The sequence below is a fragment of the Streptomyces sp. NBC_00310 genome, assembly GCF_036208085.1.
GTDB lineage: Bacteria > Actinomycetota > Actinomycetes > Streptomycetales > Streptomycetaceae > Streptomyces.
On sequence record NZ_CP130714.1, the window covers coordinates 8,236,868 to 8,254,232 of the forward strand.

Below are 17,365 nucleotides of genomic sequence, written 5' to 3' on the forward strand. Positions count from 1 at the left end.
AAGGCCTTCGCTCACACCGGCCCCGCCACCGCGGACACCGTCTTGCCCAGGGACACGCCCGAGCCGTCGCGGCGCGGGTCCATCTCCGGGAGGTCGGCCGGGGTGCCGTTCTTCTGGGCGGCGCGGGCCGGGACGGGGCCCGCCCAGGCGATGGAGAGGCAGTCCTCGCCCTTGAGGAACCGCTGACAGCGGACGCCGCCCGTGGCGCGGCCCTTGCGGGGGTACTGGTCGAACGGGGTGAGCTTGGCCGTGGTCTGGACCGAGTCGTCCAAGGTGCCGCGGGAGCCGGCCACCGTGAAGACGACCGCCTCCGCGGCCGGGTCGATGGCGGTGAAGGAGATGACCTTCGCGCCCTCGGTGAGCTTGATGCCGGTCATACCGCCGGCCGGACGGCCCTGCGGGCGGACCTGGGAGGCCTGGTAACGCAGCAACTGGGCGTCGTCCGTGATGAAGACCAGGTCCTCCTCGCCGGTGCGCAGCTCCACGGCACCGACGATCCGGTCGCCGTCCTTGAGCGTGATGACCTCCAGCTCCCCCTTGTTGGATGGGTAGTCGGGGACCACACGCTTGACGACACCCTGCTCGGTGCCGATGGCCAGCCCCGGCGACGACTCGTCCAGCGTCATCAGACAGATGACCGTCTCGCCGTCCTGGAGGGTGAGGAACTCCGCGAGCGGGGCGCCGCCCGAGAGGTTGGGGGCCGCCGACGTGTCCGGCAGCTGCGGCAGGTCGACCACGTTCAGGCGCAGCAGGCGGCCGGTGGAGGTCACCGCGCCCACCTCGCCCCGGGCCGTCGCCGGGACCGCGGAGACGATGACGTCGTGCTTGGCGCGCTTGCCGTCCTCGTCCGCCGCGAAGGGCTCGCCGTTGGCCGTACGCGCCAGCAGCCCCGTCGACGACAGCAGCACCCGGCACGGATCGTCCGCGACCTGGAGCGGAACGGCGGCCACCTGGGTGCCCGAGGACTCCAGCAGCACCGTACGGCGCCCGGTGCCGAACTTCTTCGCCACGGCGGCCAGTTCGCCGGAGACCAGCTTGCGCAGCTCCGCGTCCGAATCCAGGATCCGGGTCAGCTCGGCGATCTCGGCGTTGAGCCTGTCCTTCTCGGACTCCAGCTCGATGCGGTCGAACCGGGTGAGACGGCGCAGCGGGGTGTCGAGGATGTACTGCGTCTGGATGTCCGACAGGGAGAAGCGCTCGATCAGGCGCTCCTTGGCCTGCGCGGAGTTGTCGCTGGAGCGGATCAGGCGGATGACCTCGTCGATGTCCACCAGCGCGGTGAGCAGACCCTCGACCAGGTGAAGACGGTCGCGCTTCTTGCCGCGGCGGAACTCCGAGCGGCGCCGTACGACCTCGAAGCGGTGGTCGAGGTAGACCTCGAGAAGCTCCTTGAGGCCCAGGGTGAGGGGCTGGCCGTCGACCAGGGCCACGTTGTTGATGCCGAAGGACTCCTCCATCGGCGTCAGCTTGTAGAGCTGCTCCAGGACCGCCTCCGGCACGAAGCCGTTCTTGATCTCGATGACCAGACGCAGGCCGTGCGCACGGTCGGTGAGGTCCTTGACGTCGGCGATGCCCTGAAGTTTCTTCGAGCCGACCAGGTCCTTGATCTTGGCGATCACCTTCTCCGGGCCCACGGTGAACGGCAGTTCGGTGACGACCAGGCCCTTGCGGCGGGCCGTCACGGTCTCCACCGCCACCGTGGCACGGATCTTGAAGGTGCCGCGCCCCGTCGCGTACGCGTCCCTGATGCCGGTGAGACCGACGATCCGGCCGCCGGTGGGCAGGTCGGGGCCCGGGACGTGCTTCATCAGCGTGTCCAGGTCGGCGTTCGGATACCTGATGAGGTGGCGGGCGGCCGCGATGACCTCGCCCAGGTTGTGCGGCGGCATGTTGGTGGCCATGCCGACGGCGATGCCGGACGCGCCGTTGACCAGCAGGTTCGGGAAGGCGGCGGGCAGCGCCACCGGCTCCTGCTCCTGGCCGTCGTAGTTCGGGGAGAAGTCGACCGTGTTCTCTTCGATCGACTCCGTCATCAGGCTCGTCGCGTCGGCCATCCGGCACTCGGTGTACCGCATGGCGGCCGGCGGGTCGTCGTTGCCCAGCGAGCCGAAGTTGCCGTGGCCGTCGACCAGGGGGAGCCGCATGGAGAAGGGCTGGGCGAGGCGCACCAGGGCGTCGTAGATCGACGAGTCGCCGTGCGGGTGCAACTTACCCATGACCTCGCCGACGACGCGGGCGCACTTCACATAGCCGCGGTCGGGGCGCAGGCCCATCTCGTTCATCTGGTAGACGATCCGGCGGTGCACCGGCTTCAGGCCGTCACGGGCGTCGGGCAGGGCTCGGGAGTAGATGACCGAGTACGCGTACTCCAGGAAGGAGCCCTGCATCTCGTCCACGACGTCGATGTCGAGGATCTTCTCCTCGAACGCGTCGTCGGGCGGCGGGGTCTTCGTGCTGCGGCGGGCCATCGCTGCCGGCTCCTTGCTGAGACGTGAACGGACTCTGACGCGGACCATTGTGGACTGCCGCACCGACAACGCGGACACGACCCGGCTCCGACCACTGGATACGGGGTTCCGAGCCACCGCGTCAACAGCGTGCGCCGACCTTAACCGTGACCGCCGACCGCAAGCCCCCGTCTCGCTCTCGGCGTACGACCCCCGGGAACTTCTCCAGGGGTCCGCACGCTTGCATACAGTGGCAGGACCGGCAGGAGAACAGCGGTTTCCGCGACGATTCCACGACGGATCCCGCGACCACAGCACAGCGATCGAAGGGACGTACCGCCCATGGGTCACACGGCCACAGCCGAGGCCGGCTCCGAAGGCCTGACAGTGAAGGAGCACCGCCTGGACAACGGCCTGCGCGTGGTGCTCTCCGAGGACCACCTGACCCCGGTCGCCGCGGTGTGCCTCTGGTACGACGTCGGTTCGCGCCACGAGGTCGAGGGCCGTACGGGCCTCGCCCACCTCTTCGAGCACCTGATGTTCCAGGGCTCGGGCCAGGTCAAGGACAACGGCCACTTCGAGCTGGTCCAGGGCGCGGGCGGTTCGCTGAACGGCACCACCAGCTGGGAGCGCACCAACTACTTCGAGACCATGCCCACCCATCAGCTGGAGCTCGCGCTGTGGCTGGAGGCCGACCGCATGGGCAGCCTGCTGCTCGCGCTCGACCAGAAGAACCTGGACAACCAGCGGGCCGTCGTCCAGAACGAGCGCCGGCAGCGGTACGACAACGTGCCCTACGGCACCGCCTTCGAGAAGATCTTCCGTCTGGCCCACCCCGAGGGCCATCCCTACCGGCACACGCCGATCGGCTCGATGGACGACCTGGAGGCGGCCAGCCTGGAGGACGCCCAGCAGTTCTTCAGGACGTACTACGCGCCCAACAACGCCGTCCTGTCGATCGTCGGCGACATCGACCCGGACCGGACACTCGCGTGGGTGGAGAAGTACTTCGGCTCCATCCCCTCCTACGACGGCAAGCCCGAGCCCCGCGACGGCGCGCTGCCCGACATCATGGGCGAGCAGCTGCGCGAGGTGATCGAGGAGAACGTGCCCGCGCGCGCGTTGATGGCCGCCTACCGGCTGCCGGAGGACGGCACGCGCGCGTGCGACGCGGCCGACCTGGCGCTCACGATCCTCGGCGGTGGCGAGTCCTCCCGCCTGTACAACCGGCTCGTACGCCGTGACCGCACAGCCGTGACGGCCGGGTTCGGCCTGCTGCGGCTGGCCGGCGCGCCCTCCATGGCCTGGCTGGACGTGAAGACCTCCGGCGACGTCGAGGTGCCCGTCATCGAGGCCGCCGTCGACGAGGAGCTCGCCCGGTTCGCCGCGGAGGGCCCCACGGCCGAGGAGATGGAGCGGGCCCAGGCCCAGTTGGAGCGTGAGTGGCTGGACCGGCTCGGCACGGTCTCGGGCCGCGCCGACGAACTGTGCCGCTTCGCGGTCCTGTTCGGCGACCCGAAGCTCGCCCTCACCGCCGTCGACCGCGTTCTCGAGGTGACGGCCGACGAGGTCCAGGAGATCGCCAAGGCGCGGCTGAGGCCCGACAACCGCGCGGTGCTCGTCTACGAGCCCGTGGCCGGCGAAGAGGGCGACGAAGGGGAAGCCGCCGAGGCGGAGGCCGCCGAACCCACCGACCAGACCGACGAGACCGACAAGAACGAGGAGTCGGCGAAGTGACCGAGCTCGCGACCATGGACTTCCACCCGCAGCCCCAGGCCGGCGAGGCCAGGCCCTGGGCGTTCCCGGCGCCCGAGCGCGGCACCCTGGACAACGGCCTGACCGTGCTGCGCTGTCACCGCCCCGGCCAGCAGGTCGTCGCCGTAGAGGTCCTGCTCGACGCGCCGCTGGACGCCGAGCCGGCCGGTCTCGACGGCGTCGCCACCATCATGACCAGGGCCTTCTCGGAGGGCACCGACAAGCACACGGCCGAGGAGTTCGCCGCCGAGCTGGAGCGCTGCGGCGCCACCCTCGACTCGCACGCCGACCACCCCGGCGTCCGCCTGTCCCTCGAAGTGCCCGTGTCGCGGCTGGAGAAGGCGCTCGGCCTGCTGGCCGACGCCCTGCGGGCACCCGCGTTCGAGGACAGCGAGATCGAGCGGCTGGTGGCCAACCGGCTCGACGAGATCCCGCACGAGACCGCCAACCCGGGCCGCCGGGCCGCCAAGGAGCTCTCCAGGCAGCTGTTCCCCGCCACGTCCCGTATGTCGCGGCCCCGCCAGGGCACCGAGGAGACCGTCGAGGGCATCGACTCCGCGGCCGTACGCGCCTTCTACGAGCGGCACGTGCGCCCCGCGACGGCCACCGCCGTGGTCGTCGGCGACCTCACCGGAGTCGACCTCGACGCGCTGCTCGGCGACACCCTGGGCGCCTGGACCGGTTCCCCGGCCAAGCCGCGCCCCGTGCCGTCGGTGAGCGCCGACGACACCGGGCGGGTGATCATCGTGGACCGCCCCGGCTCCGTGCAGACCCAGTTGCTCATCGGCCGGGTCGGCGCCGACCGGCACGACCGTGTGTGGCCGGCCCAGGTGCTCGGCACCTACTGCCTCGGCGGCACCCTCACCTCCCGCCTGGACCGCGTCCTGCGCGAGGAGAAGGGCTACACCTACGGGGTGCGCGCGTTCGGCCAGGTGCTGCGCTCCGCGCCGGACGGCTCGGGCACGGCGATGCTCGCCATCAGCGGCTCCGTCGACACACCGAACACCGGACCGGCGCTCGACGACCTGTGGACGGTGCTGCGCACGCTCGCCGCCGAGGGCCTGACCGACGCCGAGCGCGATGTCGCCGTGCAGAACCTCGTCGGGGTCGCCCCGCTCAAGTTCGAGACGGCCGCGGCCGTGGCGAGCACGCTGGCCGACCAGGTCGAGCAGTACCTGCCGGACGACTACCAGTCGACGCTGTACCGCCAACTCGCCGCCACGGGCACCGTGGAGGCCACCGCGGCCGCCGTGAGCGCCTTCCCGGTGGACCGTCTGGTGACCGTCCTCGTCGGTGACGCCGCGCAGATCGAGGCGCCGGTCAGGGCCCTCGACATCGGCGAAGTCACCGTCGTACCGGCCGAGTAGAACCGGGACAGAAGGACACACGTCCGTGGGGCCCTGGTGACTGAAGAGTCACCAGGGCCCGCGTTTGTCCGTATTGATGGCGGAGGTTGTGTGTCTGACCTGTGGCGTACTTAACAAATCCTGTGATCCGTTTGTTATTTCGAAGACGGCCCGCTTAGCGTCGGTCCGGCTGTTCGTCAGAAGTTCGCCGCAGCCGCGGCACCGGACAGTCATCGCCGAGTCCCCATGGCGCGAGCCAGGGGAGCCGGGGACCCACCGAAGTCCCTGGGGTGAATCGGGTGCCCTTCGCGGAGCGTCGCGAAACGAGGGGCAGCCGTAGGAGACCTTCCTGCTCCGAACCCGTCAGCTAACCCGGTAGGCGAGAAGGAAGGAAAGGACCAGCCACTTCATGGCGTTCACCCGCGCCCCCGGGAAGCACCGGCGTCCCGGCCGTGTGAAGCGCACGACCACGAGGAACGTGGGCGTCGCCGCTCTCACCACCACCGGTGTCATCGGCACCCTGGCCGCTCCCGCGCTCGCCGCGGAGGAGCCCGCCGTCGAGCAGACCGGCCTGAACCAGATCATCGTCCTCGGCGACACGGTCGCCGAGCAGGTCGACGCCCAGGCCTTGGCCCAGCAGCAGGCCGCCGAGGTCGCCGCCGTCAAGAAGAAGGCGCAGGAGGAGGCCCGGAAGGCCGCCGCCGAGAAGGCCGAGCAGGAACGTGCCGCCGCCAAGGAGCGCGAAGAGATCAAGGCCCGTGCCGCCCGCGCGGCCGAGCGCGAGCGCCTCAACACCTATGTCGCCCCGATCAGCGGCTCGTACATCTCCACCGGCTACAAGGCCGGCGGCGCCGTCTGGTCCTCCGGCAGCCACACCGGCGTCGACTTCCACGCCGCGTCCGGCACCGCCGTCCACGCGGTGGGTTCCGGCACCGTCGTCGAGGCGGGCTGGGGTGGCGCGTACGGCAACAACATCGTCATCAAGATGACCGACGGCACGTACACGCAGTACGGCCACCTGTCGTCCATCGGCGTCTCCGTCGGCCAGACGGTCACCCCCGGCCAGCAGATAGGCCTCTCCGGGGCGACCGGCAACGTCACCGGCGCGCATCTGCACTTCGAGGCCCGGACGACGGCCGAGTACGGCTCGGACATCGACCCCGCCGCGTACCTGCGTTCGCACGGCGTGAACGTCTGACGCACCACTCGACGCTTCCCAGGAGGCCCCGGCTCACCGAGCCGGGGCTTTCCGCGTTGTGACGTACCTCCTGTCCAAAAAATATCCCTGGATTCCGGTCCGCCATCGGAAATTCCGGCTCGCTGCAATAGAGTCGCTGGAACACACGTCAATCATCGACGTTTCACGGGGATTAAGGCGGAGGTCGGTCATGCGTATTCCGGCGCACTCGGTATGCACGGCGATCCGTGATGACATCGTCGCGGGTGTCTACGAGCGCGGCAGCCGTCTCACCGAGGAACTGCTCGCCCGCCGGTACGGCGTCAGCCGGGTCCCCGTGCGCGAGGCGCTGCGCACGCTGGAGGCCGAGGGCTTCGTGGTGACCCGTCGGCACGCGGGCGCGTGCGTCGCCGAGCCGACGGAGCAGGAGGCCGCCGACCTGCTGGAGATGCGCATGCTGCTGGAGCCACTGGGCGCCGCCCGCGCCGCGCAGCGCCGCACGGAAGCACACCTGAAGGTGCTGCGCGGCCTGGTCAGACTGGGCCAGGAGCGGGCCAGGAGGGGGAACAGCGAGGATCTGCGCTCCCTGGGCGGCTGGTTCCACGAGACGCTCGCACAGGCGTCCGGCAGCCCCGCGCTGACCTCGACGCTCGCCCAGCTGCGGCACAAGATCGCCTGGATGTACGCCATCGAGGCGCCGGCCAACCCCGTGGAGTCCTGGGCGGAGCACGGCGGCATCGTGGACGCGGTCGCGCGCGGCGACAGCGACCGGGCCCGGACGATCACGTCCCTGCACACCGAGCGCGCCACCGCCGCACACCGGCTCCGATTTCCGTCCGGGGCCGGCGGGACGGAACGCCCCGACCGTGTGAGGACTTCGCAACACCCCGTAAACACGCCGAGTCTGCGGCATTAACACAGGAGCCGTATACAAAGAGGGAAGAATTCCGAAGGGCATTTTTCCTGCTGCCCGCAGAACGGAAAAGGACGAAAAGGCGAAGGGCCCGCCCGATAAATCGGACGAGCCCTTCGGTGTGTCTGCGGGTGGCCTTTCAGGCCTTTTCCGCTTTATTCGGCCGGGTCGCTCAGACCGTCTCGGGGAGTTCTTCGAGTCCCTCGGCCACGAGCTTCGCCAGACGGTCGAGCGCGATGTCCGCGCCCTCGGCCTCGGAAGCGAGCACGATCTCCTCGCCGCCCTGGGCGCCGAGGCCCAGCACCGCCAGCATGGAGGCCGCGTTGACGGGGTTGCCGTCGGCCTTGGCGATCGTCACGGGGATACCGGAGGCCGTGGTGGCCCGGACGAAGATGGATGCGGGTCGGGCGTGGAGGCCCTCGGCCCAGCCGACGTTGACGCGGCGCTCAGCCATGTGATGCTGCCCTTCAGGTGTCTCGGGTACTTCAGAGAGGTCTAGACCAGATTGTCTAGACCAGTTTCCCATATGGCGCGGCGTACCGGAACGGGCCCACGGCCTGACCACGAACCGGCTTCCGCGCGTCTGTTGCGCTTCCCCAGACTGCCCCGCGCCGTTGTCGTACGCGAGCCGTACTCTGGGGCCCATGCAGACCTCGTCGGACCGGCACGAGTACCCCGCCCACTGGGAGGCCGACGTGGTGCTGCGCGACGGCGGCACCGCACGCATCAGGCCCATCACCGTTGATGACGCCGAGCGTCTCGTCAGCTTCTACGAGCAGGTCTCGGACGAGTCGAAGTACTACCGCTTCTTCGCGCCCTACCCTCGCCTGTCCGCCAAGGACGTCCACCGCTTCACGCACCACGACTTCGTGGACCGGGTGGGGCTCGCCGCCACCGTCGGCGGCGAGTTCATCGCCACGGTACGCTACGACCGCATCGGCGCCGACGGAACGCCCGCGTCCGCCCCCGCCGACGAGGCCGAGGTCGCCTTCCTCGTCCAGGACGCCCACCAGGGTCGCGGCGTCGCCTCCGCCCTCCTCGAACACATCGCCGCCGTCGCCCGCGAGCGCGACATCAGACGCTTCGCCGCCGAGGTGCTCCCCGCCAACTCCAAGATGATCAAAGTGTTCACCGACGCCGGGTACCAGCAGAAGCGCAGCTTCGAGGACGGCGTCGTCCGCCTGGAGTTCGACCTGGAGCCCACCGACCGCTCCCTCGCCGTCCAGCGCGCCCGCGAGCAGCGAGCCGAGGCCAGGTCCGTACAGCGGCTGCTGGCCCCCGGCTCGGTCGCCGTCATCGGCGCCGGGCGCACGCCGGGCGGAGTGGGCCGCAGCGTGCTCGCCAATCTGCGGGACGCGGGCTTCACCGGGCGGCTGTACGCGGTGAACAAGGCCCTCGGGGAGGACGAGAAGGACATCGCCGGGGTGCCCGCGCACCGGTCCGTCACCGACATCGAGGGGCCTGTCGACCTCGCGGTCGTCGCCGTCCCGGCCGCGTACGTGCCCGAGGTCGTCGCCCAGTGCGGTGAACACGGCGTGCAGGGGCTCGTGGTCGTCTCCGCCGGGTACGCCGAGAGCGGCCCCGACGGGCGCGAGCGCCAGCGCGAACTGGTGCGCCAGGCGCGTACGTACGGCATGCGCATCATCGGGCCGAACGCCTTCGGGATCATCAACACCGCCCCCGGTGTACGGCTCAACGCCTCGCTCGCCCCCGAGGCCCCGCGCTCCGGGCGCATCGGGCTCTTCGCCCAGTCCGGCGCCATCGGCATCGCACTGCTGTCCCGGCTGCACCGGCGCGGGGGAGGGGTCACCGGCGTCACCGGCGTCTCCACCTTCGTGTCGTCCGGCAACCGCGCGGACGTGTCGGGGAACGACGTCCTCCAGTACTGGTACGAGGACCCGGACACCGATGTCGTCCTCATGTACCTGGAGTCCATCGGCAACCCGCGCAAGTTCACCCGCCTCGCCCGGCGCACGGCGGCGGTCAAGCCGCTCGTGGTGGTACAGGGGGCGCGACATGGTTCCGCACCCCTGGGGCATGCCGTGCGCGCCACCCGGCTGCCCCACACCACCGTCTCCGCACTGCTGCGGCAGGCCGGGGTGATCCGGGTCGACACGATCACGGAACTCGTCGACGCGGGGTTGCTGCTGGCCCGGCAGCCCCTGCCGGCGGGGCCGCGGGTGGCGATTCTGGGGAACTCCGAGTCGTTGGGGCTGCTCACCTACGACGCGTGTCTCTCAGAGGGGTTGCGGCCGCTGCCCCCGCTGGATCTGACGACCGGGGCCTCGGCGCGGGACTTCTCCGGGGCCCTGTCGCGGGCGCTGGCCGACGACTCGTGCGACGCGGTCGTGGTCACGGCGATACCCGCGCTGGGGGAGACGTCACCCGGGGACGCGGCCCTGGCCGACGCACTGCGGTCCGCTGCCGCCGCGAATCCCTCAAAGCCGGTGCTGGTCGTGCACGTCGAGCTGGGTGGGCTCGCGGAGGCCTTGTCGGCCGCGGCCAGTACGGCACCACAGGCCGGTGACAGGGCGCCCGGCGCAGCGGGGGGTGCCCACCTTCCCCCACCCTCGGCCGCGCTTGAGCGGGGGGAAGCCGCCGCGGCCGAGGCGCACCTCATCCCCGCCTACCCGGCCGCCGAGCGGGCCGTTCGCGCACTCTCCGAAGCCGTGAACTACGCGCAGTGGCGGCGGGAGGCGGCCGACCCCGGGCGGGTGCCCGCGTACGAGGACATCGACGAGAAGGGGGCCGCCGAGCAGATCGACGCACTGCTGGCGCGGGGCGAGGGACTCACGCTCGACGCGGAGGAGACGGGCGCACTGCTCGCGCGGTACGGCATCCACCCGCGGCAGGCGCGACCCGCGCCCACGCCCGACGAGGCGGTGCGGGCGGCGGAGGCCATCGGCTACCCCGTCGCGCTCAAGACGACCGCCCCGCACCTGCGGCACCGGGCCGACCTGGGCGGCGTACGGCTCGACCTGGCGGACGAGGAGCAACTGCGGCGGGCGTACGCGGAGTTGACGGAGCTGTTCGGAGGGCCCGATGAGCTCCGTCCGGTCGTGCAGGGCATGGCCCCGCGCGGGGTCGACACGATCGTGCGGACGGTGGTGGACCCGGCGGCCGGGGCGGTGCTGTCGTTCGGGCTCGCCGGGCCCGCGTCGCAGCTGCTCGGGGACATGGCGCACCGCCTGATCCCGGCCACCGAGCGGGACGCGACCTCGCTGGTCCGGTCGATCCGGACCGCACCGCTCCTCTTCGGCTGGCGGGGTTCCGCCCCCGTCGACACGGAGGCGCTGGAGGAGCTGCTGCTGCGGGTCTCCCGACTGGTCGACGACCACCCCGAGGTCGTGGCGGTCTCCCTGGAGCCCGTCGTCGTCGCCCCGCACGGCCTGAGCGTCCTCGGCGCCACCGTCCGGCTCGCGCGCCCGCCCGCCCGCGACGACCTCGGCCCGAGGACGCTTCCGGTGTACTGAGGGCGACGCTGGCTGTGTACTGAGGTCGACGCTCGCGGTGTACCGGCGACGGCGCGCGGACCGCGTACGGACGGCGCACGGCCCCACGCATTGATCCGTCCACGACAGAACAGAGACGGCAGAGCGGTCCCTCGCAGTCAGTGCGCCACCGTAGGATGGACGTCATGGCCAAGACCAGTACGACGACCCAGGGGCTGCGTGCGGCGATCGAGCGCAGCGGCTACTACCCGGCCCTCGTGGCCGAGGCGGTGGAGGCCGCTGTCGGCGGCGAGGCCATCAAGTCGTACCTGGTCCACCAGGAGACGACGTTCGACGCGAACGAGGTGCGGCGGCACGTCACCGTCCTCGTCCTCACGGGCAACCGCTTCATCGTGAGCCACACCGACGAACAGGCCGCGGACACCACCTCGCCGACCCCGTACGCCACGACGTCGACCGAGTCGGTGAAGATCGGCCGGATCTCGTCGGTCGTGCTCAGCCGGGTCGTCGCCAACCCGGAGTCGTACGCACCGGGCACCCTGCCCCGCGAGATCGTCCTGACCATCGGCTGGGGCGCCGTCTCCCGCATCGACCTGGAGCCCGCCGCCTGCGGAGACCCCAACTGCGAGGCGGACCACGGGTACACGGGCAGCTCGACGGCGGACGACCTCAGCCTGCGCGTCAGCGAGGCCGGGGACGGCCCGGAGACCGTGCGCCAGGCCCTCGCCTTCGCGCAGTCCCTCTCCGAGGCGACCGCGGACCCCGCCCGCTGATGGCGCTGCCCACCTGGGACCACCCGGAACCGCTCGCCGTCGGCTCCGCCCCCGTCCCCGAGTACGGCTCCGGCTCGCTCGCCGACCTCCTGCCCACCCTCGCGGCGGGCATGGGCGTCCCCGGTACGACCGCGTCGATACCGGAGCTGACCGCGGCCGACCGGGCCTGCGTGTTCCTGATCGACGGCCTGGGGTGGGAGCAGCTGAAGGCGCACCCGGACGAGGCGCCCTACATGACGGCGCTGCTGGCGTCCTCACGCGGCGGCACCGGCCGCCCCCTCACCGCGGGCTACCCCGCCACCACCGCGACCTCGCTCGCCTCCGTGGGCACGGGCCTGCCCCCGGGCGCGCACGGGCTGCCCGGTTACACGGTCCGCAACCCGGAGACCGAGGAGCTGATGAACCAGCTCCGCTGGCAGCCGTGGACGTCACCGAAGGTGTGGCAGCCGTACCCCACGATCTTCCAGCTTGCCGACGCGGCGGGTGTGCGCACCGCCCAGGTCACCTCCCCGGCCTTCCAGAACACCCCTCTCACCCAGGTCGCCCTGAGCGGCGGCACCTTCCACGGCCGCCTCTCCGGCGAGGACCGCATGGACCTGGCCGCCGAGCAACTGGCGGCCGGGGACCGTGCGTTGATCTACACGTACTACTCCGAGCTGGACGGCGCCGGGCACCGCTTCGGCGTGGACTCCGACGCCTGGCGCGGCCAGCTCATGCACGTCGACCGACTGGTCCAGCGCCTGGCGGAGCAACTCCCGCCGCGCACCGCGCTGTACGTCACCGCCGACCACGGCATGATCGACATCCCGTTCGACGAGCAGCACCGCATCGACTTCGACGAGGACTGGGAGTTGCGCGCCGGGGTCGCCCTGCTGGGCGGTGAGGGCCGCGCCCGCCATGTGTACGCGGTGCGGGGCGCCGAGTCGGATGTCCTGACCTGCTGGCGCGAGGTGCTCGGCGAGCAGTTCTGGATCGCCTCGCGCGACGAGGCGATCGCGGCGGGCTGGTTCGGACCGCACGTCGACGAACGCGTGTACGCCCGCCTCGGCGACGTGGTCGCGGCCGCGCGCGACGACGTCCTGATCATCGCCTCCGAGCGGGAGCCCAAGGAGTCGGCGATGGTTGGCAACCACGGCTCGATGACCCCCGTGGAACAGCTGGTCCCGCTCCTCGAAGTACGCTCCTGAAGCCCTGCCCGCCTGCCCGCCTGCCCGCCTGCCCGCCTGCCCGCCTGCCCACCCGGTCGTCCCTCCGGCCCCGCCGCCCCCTCGCCCTCCTCACCGAAAGGTGCTCAACTCACCATGCCCGAGCTGGTGTTCTTCTCCGGAACCATGGACTGCGGGAAGTCGACGCTGGCCCTCCAGATAGAGCACAACCGCTCGGCACGCGGGCTCCAGGGCATGATCTTCACGCGTGACGACCGCGCGGGCGAGGGCAAGTTGTCGTCGCGGCTGGGCCTGGTCACCGACGCCGTGGAGGTCGAGGACGGCCAGGACCTCTACGCGTACCTCGTCGACCACCTCTCCCAGGGCCGCCGCGCGGACTACGTGATCGCCGACGAGGCCCAGTTCCTCGCCCCCGGACAGATCGACCAACTCGCCCGCGTCGTGGACGACCTGGGCCTCGACGTCTACGCCTTCGGCATCACCACCGACTTCCGTTCCAAGCTCTTCCCCGGCTCCCAGCGCCTGGTCGAGCTGGCCGACCGCGTCGAGGTCCTGCAGGTGGAGGCCCTCTGCTGGTGCGGCGCCCGCGCCACCCACAACGCCCGCACGATAGGCGGCCAGATGGTCGTCGAGGGCGCCCAGGTCGTCGTCGGCGACGTCAACCAGCCCGACGACATCGGTTACGAGGTCCTCTGCCGCCGTCACCACAGCCGCCGTATGACGGCCGCGACGGCCCACGCGAGCGCCCTCTCCCCGGACGTCCTGCCGGTCGAGACGGTCTGACGGTCGAGACGGCCTGCCGGTCGAGACGGTCTGACGGGACGCCCGGCCCCGGCTCCCGGTTCACCCGACCGTGCGACCGGCGGGTTCAGCGTTCCGAGTGCACCACGGCGAACTTCGCGCCCTCCGGGTCGGCGAGGGTGGCCACCGGACCGTGCGGGGTGTCGTGGGTGGGGGTGAGGACGTGGCCGCCGAGTTCGATGACGCGGTTGGCGGCCTCGTCGGGGTCGGTCACCTCGAAGTAGGTCAGCCAGTGGGGCCCTCGGTCGCGGGGGAGGGCGCCGCCGACGCCGTGGATGCCGGCGACGGGGCGGCCCCCGACGCGGAGGGTGACGTAGTCGAGGTCGGGGGAGACGACCGGCTCCTCCTCGTAGCCGAAGGTCGTCTCGTAGAACTTGGCGACCAGCGAGCTGTCGACGGTGAGGAGTTCGTCCCAGGCGGGGGTGCCGGGGACGCCGGTGATGTCCGCGCCGAGGTGCTCCGCCGCCTGCCAGATGCCGAAGACGGCGCCCGCGGGATCGGAGGCGATAGCCAGGCGGCCCGCCTCGCCGGCGTCCAGCGGGCCGACACCGACGGTGCCTCCGCAGTGCCGCACGGTCTCCGCCGTCAGGTCCGCGTCGGCCGAGGCGAAGTACGGCGTCCAGGCGATGGGGAGATGGCGGTCGGGCGGCAGCTGGCCGATGCCCGCGACCTGGCGCCCGTCGAGCAGTGCCCGTACGTACGGGCCGAGTTGCTGGGGCCCGGGCTGGAACTCCCAGCCGAACAGCGCCCCGTAGAAGTCCTGGGTCGTCGCCATCCCGTGCACCATCAGGCTCACCCAGCAGGGTGTGCCCGGTGGATACGCCGCACCGTTCAGGCCGGTCGACCCCCGTGCCTCGGTCATCGTCACTCTCTCCTCGGCCCCTCGCTGCGGCCGTGTCCGTCCGCCCTCCGTAGGCGTGTACCGCGTCCACGCGCGATCACGCCCCGTGCCGATGCTCGCACCACCCGTAACGCCACGGGCCCGCGCCGCACCGCCGCGCGCCGCGTACGTGTGCGCGGGTGCCCGGCTCGCCGGTACCGGTCGCTTTCCGCGGCGCCGCCGTGCGGTGTCCATCGGTTGTACGGCTTGTGCCCGATCCCGTACGCCTCGTGATCGGCACCGCCCGGCGGGCAGAGTAGCCGGACCAGGACGACGCGGCCACCTCGTGCGCAAGGATGGGGCCATGAACGCCATCATCTCCGCCTCCGACCTCGCGAACGAGCTGGCGGGAGCCCAACCGCCGGTCCTGCTGGACGTCCGCTGGCAGTTGGGCGGCCCGAACCTGCGCCACGAGTACGAACAGGCGCACATCCCGGGGGCCGTCTTCGTCGACCTGGACGCCGAACTCGCCGGCCCGGCGGGCTCCGGCGGCCGCCACCCGCTGCCCGACCCGGAGGCCTTCGGTGCGGCGATGCGGGCGGCCGGGGTCTGCGCCGACCGTGCCGTCGTCGTGTACGACGGCGGACTCAACTGGGCCGCCGCGCGGGCGTGGTGGCTGCTCGGCTGGGCGGGCCACCCTTCGGTGCGGGTCCTGGACGGCGGTCTGGCGGCCTGGGAGGGCCCGTTGACGGCCGAGATCCCGGAGCCCGTGCCCGGCACCTTCGCACCTGTCCCCGGCGCGCTGCCGCTGCTCGACGCGGACGGTGCCGCCGCGCTGGCCCGCACCGGGCTGCTCCTGGACGCACGGGCCGCCGAGCGCTACCGCGGCGACGTGGAGCCCATCGACCCGGTCGGCGGTCACATCCCGGGCGCCGTGTCGGCCCCGACCACGGAGAACGTGGCCGAATCCGGCCGCTTCCGGTCCGCCGCCGAACTGGCCGACCGCTTCAAGGGACTCGGCGCGACCGCCGACTCCGAGGTCGGCGTCTACTGCGGCTCCGGTGTCTCCGGCGCCCACCAGGTGCTGGCGCTGGCCGTCGCGGGCGTTCCGGCGGCGCTGTACGTGGGCTCGTGGTCGGAGTGGTCCCGGGACGAGGACCGTCCGGTGGCCACCGGACCCGACCCCCAGTGACCCACCGCTGACGGCGTGCCGTGGGGCCCGTGCCTGAACGACGCGGGCCCCCCACACGTATGAATGACCGATCCTGCACCGACCAGCCGGCACCGACGAGCCCGATTCTCCGACGAGGAAGACGACGAGGACACAGACGAAGAAACGGATCTGCGTGAACGACCGGTCCAACTCCCCACCGCTGTGGGCCGCTACTCCTGCTTCTTGCGTCGCGTACCGAACACGATCTCGTCCCAGCTGGGCACCGCCGCGCGACGACCCGGCCGGACGCCGTCGGCCTCGGCCTGGCGGTCGGTGGCGCCGACGAGCCGGTCGCGGTGGCCGTTGACCGACCGAGGCATGAGGACGTCCGCGTACGCGGAACCGGCCGAGGCCGCAGGGGTCGCGGACTCCTCCTCCGCCACTTCCTCGACGGACTCCTCCTGCGGTTCGGCCGAGGGCAGGTCGGGCACGACCAGGTCGCCCCGGTAGCTGGGGACGGCCTCCAGGATGCTGGTGAGCGAGTCGCGCTCGCTCACCAACTCCTCGTCGCTCTCGGGCGGCGCGGGCAGGGCGGGACGTTCCGCCTGGCGGTCCAGGGGGCGGTCACGGGGCAGCCGCGCGATCCTCGGCACGAACGGGAAGCTCGGCTCGGGTGTCCCGAGGTCGTCGGACTCGCCGATCAGCGAACGCGCCTCGTCGTCGACGGCCTGGACGAGCCGCCGGGGCGGGTCGTACGTCCAGCTCGCCGAGTGCGGTTCGCCCGCGACGCAGTACACCAACAGGACTTCCCAGGTGCCGTCGTCGCGGCGCCACGAGTCCCACTGGACGGTGTCCTTCTCGGCGCCGCGCAGCAGCAGTCGCTCCTGTACGGCCTCGCCGAGCTGGGGTCCGGCGTTCTCGCCGGGGCGGCGCACCGGGGTCTTGCGGGCCCGCTCGGCCATGAAGGCACGCTCGGCCAGTACGGGGCCCTCGAACCGGCGTACCCGGTCGACGGGGATGCCGGCGAGCTGCGCGACCTCCTCGGCCGTGGCACCCGCGCGTATCCGCGCCTGGATGTCACGGGGGCGGAGATGGCTCTCCACCTCGATCTCGATCTGACCGAGGCGGGGTCGGTCGCCGCGCACGGCGGCACGCAGCCGTTCGTCGATCGGTAGCGTGTACTCCGTGGAATCGGCAGCCTTCAGCACCAGCCGTGTGCCGTCATTGGAGACGGCCACGACACGCAGTTCGGGCATGGGGACCTCCCGGGTGGTGCCTGCCGACGTCACGTGCGTCGCTGCTTCCGCTAGTCGAGTGTGGCCTGCCCGGGTGCAGCCTGCCACAACCTTGCCGAGTTGCCCGGCGTGTCGGGCGTGAGCCCGAGGTCGCCGTTATGGCACGGTTACCTGTTCGCAACGCTAAGTGACGAACCTCATCACCCTGTGCAACGATCCCCCTCCCGGCGGTCCTCGAAGGCCCCGGACACCCTGGCGGGAGTCCGGACCCAGGGCTCGCAACAGTACTCCATTCGGGCCACTTGCGTGGATCGGCACGCCGCTCAA

Annotated in this window: 13 protein-coding genes and 1 riboswitch; of the genes, 9 read left to right on the plus strand and 4 right to left on the minus strand. The window is 71.6% G+C overall.

What is annotated here, in order from left to right; translation table 11 throughout:
* Positions 1 to 11 precede the first annotated feature (11 nt).
* A complete protein-coding gene (locus OG202_RS36025) occupies positions 12 to 2,468 on the minus strand; it encodes a DNA gyrase/topoisomerase IV subunit A (protein ID WP_327727520.1) in 2,457 nt (818 codons plus the stop codon).
* A gap of 321 nt (positions 2,469 to 2,789) precedes the next feature.
* On the opposite strand from OG202_RS36025, the gene OG202_RS36030 reads away from it, so the two are divergent.
* The 4 genes from OG202_RS36030 (at position 2,790) to OG202_RS36045 (ending at position 7,641) form a co-directional block, all read left to right on the plus strand.
* The gene (locus tag OG202_RS36030) at positions 2,790 to 4,184 is read left to right on the plus strand and encodes a M16 family metallopeptidase (RefSeq protein ID WP_326576270.1); all 1,395 of its coding nucleotides are present in this window, start codon (positions 2,790 to 2,792) and stop codon (positions 4,182 to 4,184) included.
* Positions 4,181 to 5,569: a M16 family metallopeptidase gene (locus OG202_RS36035; protein ID WP_327727519.1), complete on the plus strand. Its 1,389-nt coding sequence runs from the start codon at positions 4,181 to 4,183 to the stop codon at positions 5,567 to 5,569. Before OG202_RS36030 ends, OG202_RS36035 begins: the two co-directional genes overlap by 4 nt.
* A gap of 203 nt (positions 5,570 to 5,772) precedes the next feature.
* A riboswitch (cyclic di-AMP (ydaO/yuaA leader) is annotated at positions 5,773 to 5,944 on the plus strand.
* 13 nt (positions 5,945 to 5,957) lie between these two features.
* Entirely contained in the window at positions 5,958 to 6,746 is a 789-nt protein-coding gene (locus OG202_RS36040; protein WP_326576266.1) for a M23 family metallopeptidase, read from the plus strand.
* 190 nt (positions 6,747 to 6,936) lie between these two features.
* Complete coding sequence (locus OG202_RS36045) at positions 6,937 to 7,641, plus strand: GntR family transcriptional regulator (protein WP_327727518.1); 705 nt, start codon at positions 6,937 to 6,939, stop codon at positions 7,639 to 7,641.
* Positions 7,642 to 7,810: 169 nt separating this feature from the next.
* Here OG202_RS36045 and OG202_RS36050 read toward each other — a convergent pair whose 3' ends face one another.
* On the minus strand, positions 7,811 to 8,092 hold the full coding sequence (locus OG202_RS36050) for an HPr family phosphocarrier protein (RefSeq protein ID WP_257539733.1): 282 nt from the start codon (positions 8,090 to 8,092) through the stop codon (positions 7,811 to 7,813).
* Positions 8,093 to 8,282: 190 nt separating this feature from the next.
* Between OG202_RS36050 and OG202_RS36055 the strand changes: the two genes are divergently transcribed.
* From OG202_RS36055 to OG202_RS36070, 4 genes are all read left to right on the plus strand, one after another.
* Complete coding sequence (locus tag OG202_RS36055; RefSeq protein WP_327727517.1) at positions 8,283 to 11,111, plus strand: bifunctional acetate--CoA ligase family protein/GNAT family N-acetyltransferase; 2,829 nt, start codon at positions 8,283 to 8,285, stop codon at positions 11,109 to 11,111.
* 164 nt (positions 11,112 to 11,275) lie between these two features.
* Positions 11,276 to 11,863: a DUF5998 family protein gene (locus tag OG202_RS36060; protein ID WP_326576259.1), complete on the plus strand. Its 588-nt coding sequence runs from the start codon at positions 11,276 to 11,278 to the stop codon at positions 11,861 to 11,863.
* The gene (locus OG202_RS36065) at positions 11,863 to 13,050 is read left to right on the plus strand and encodes an alkaline phosphatase family protein (RefSeq protein ID WP_327727516.1); all 1,188 of its coding nucleotides are present in this window, start codon (positions 11,863 to 11,865) and stop codon (positions 13,048 to 13,050) included. Before OG202_RS36060 ends, OG202_RS36065 begins: the two co-directional genes overlap by 1 nt.
* 114 nt (positions 13,051 to 13,164) lie before the next feature.
* Positions 13,165 to 13,812, plus strand: coding sequence for a thymidine kinase (locus tag OG202_RS36070; protein WP_326576255.1), 648 nt, complete (start codon positions 13,165 to 13,167; stop codon positions 13,810 to 13,812).
* Between the two features lie 85 nt (positions 13,813 to 13,897).
* On the opposite strand, the gene OG202_RS36075 is transcribed toward OG202_RS36070, so the two are convergent.
* Positions 13,898 to 14,692: a VOC family protein gene (locus OG202_RS36075; protein WP_327727515.1), complete on the minus strand. Its 795-nt coding sequence runs from the start codon at positions 14,690 to 14,692 to the stop codon at positions 13,898 to 13,900.
* A gap of 322 nt (positions 14,693 to 15,014) precedes the next feature.
* Between OG202_RS36075 and OG202_RS36080 the strand changes: the two genes are divergently transcribed.
* On the plus strand, positions 15,015 to 15,842 hold the full coding sequence (locus OG202_RS36080; RefSeq protein ID WP_327727514.1) for a sulfurtransferase: 828 nt from the start codon (positions 15,015 to 15,017) through the stop codon (positions 15,840 to 15,842).
* 191 nt (positions 15,843 to 16,033) lie between these two features.
* Here OG202_RS36080 and sepH read toward each other — a convergent pair whose 3' ends face one another.
* Positions 16,034 to 17,059: a septation protein SepH gene (gene sepH, locus OG202_RS36085; protein WP_326576249.1), complete on the minus strand. Its 1,026-nt coding sequence runs from the start codon at positions 17,057 to 17,059 to the stop codon at positions 16,034 to 16,036.
* Positions 17,060 to 17,365: the final 306 nt, after the last annotated feature.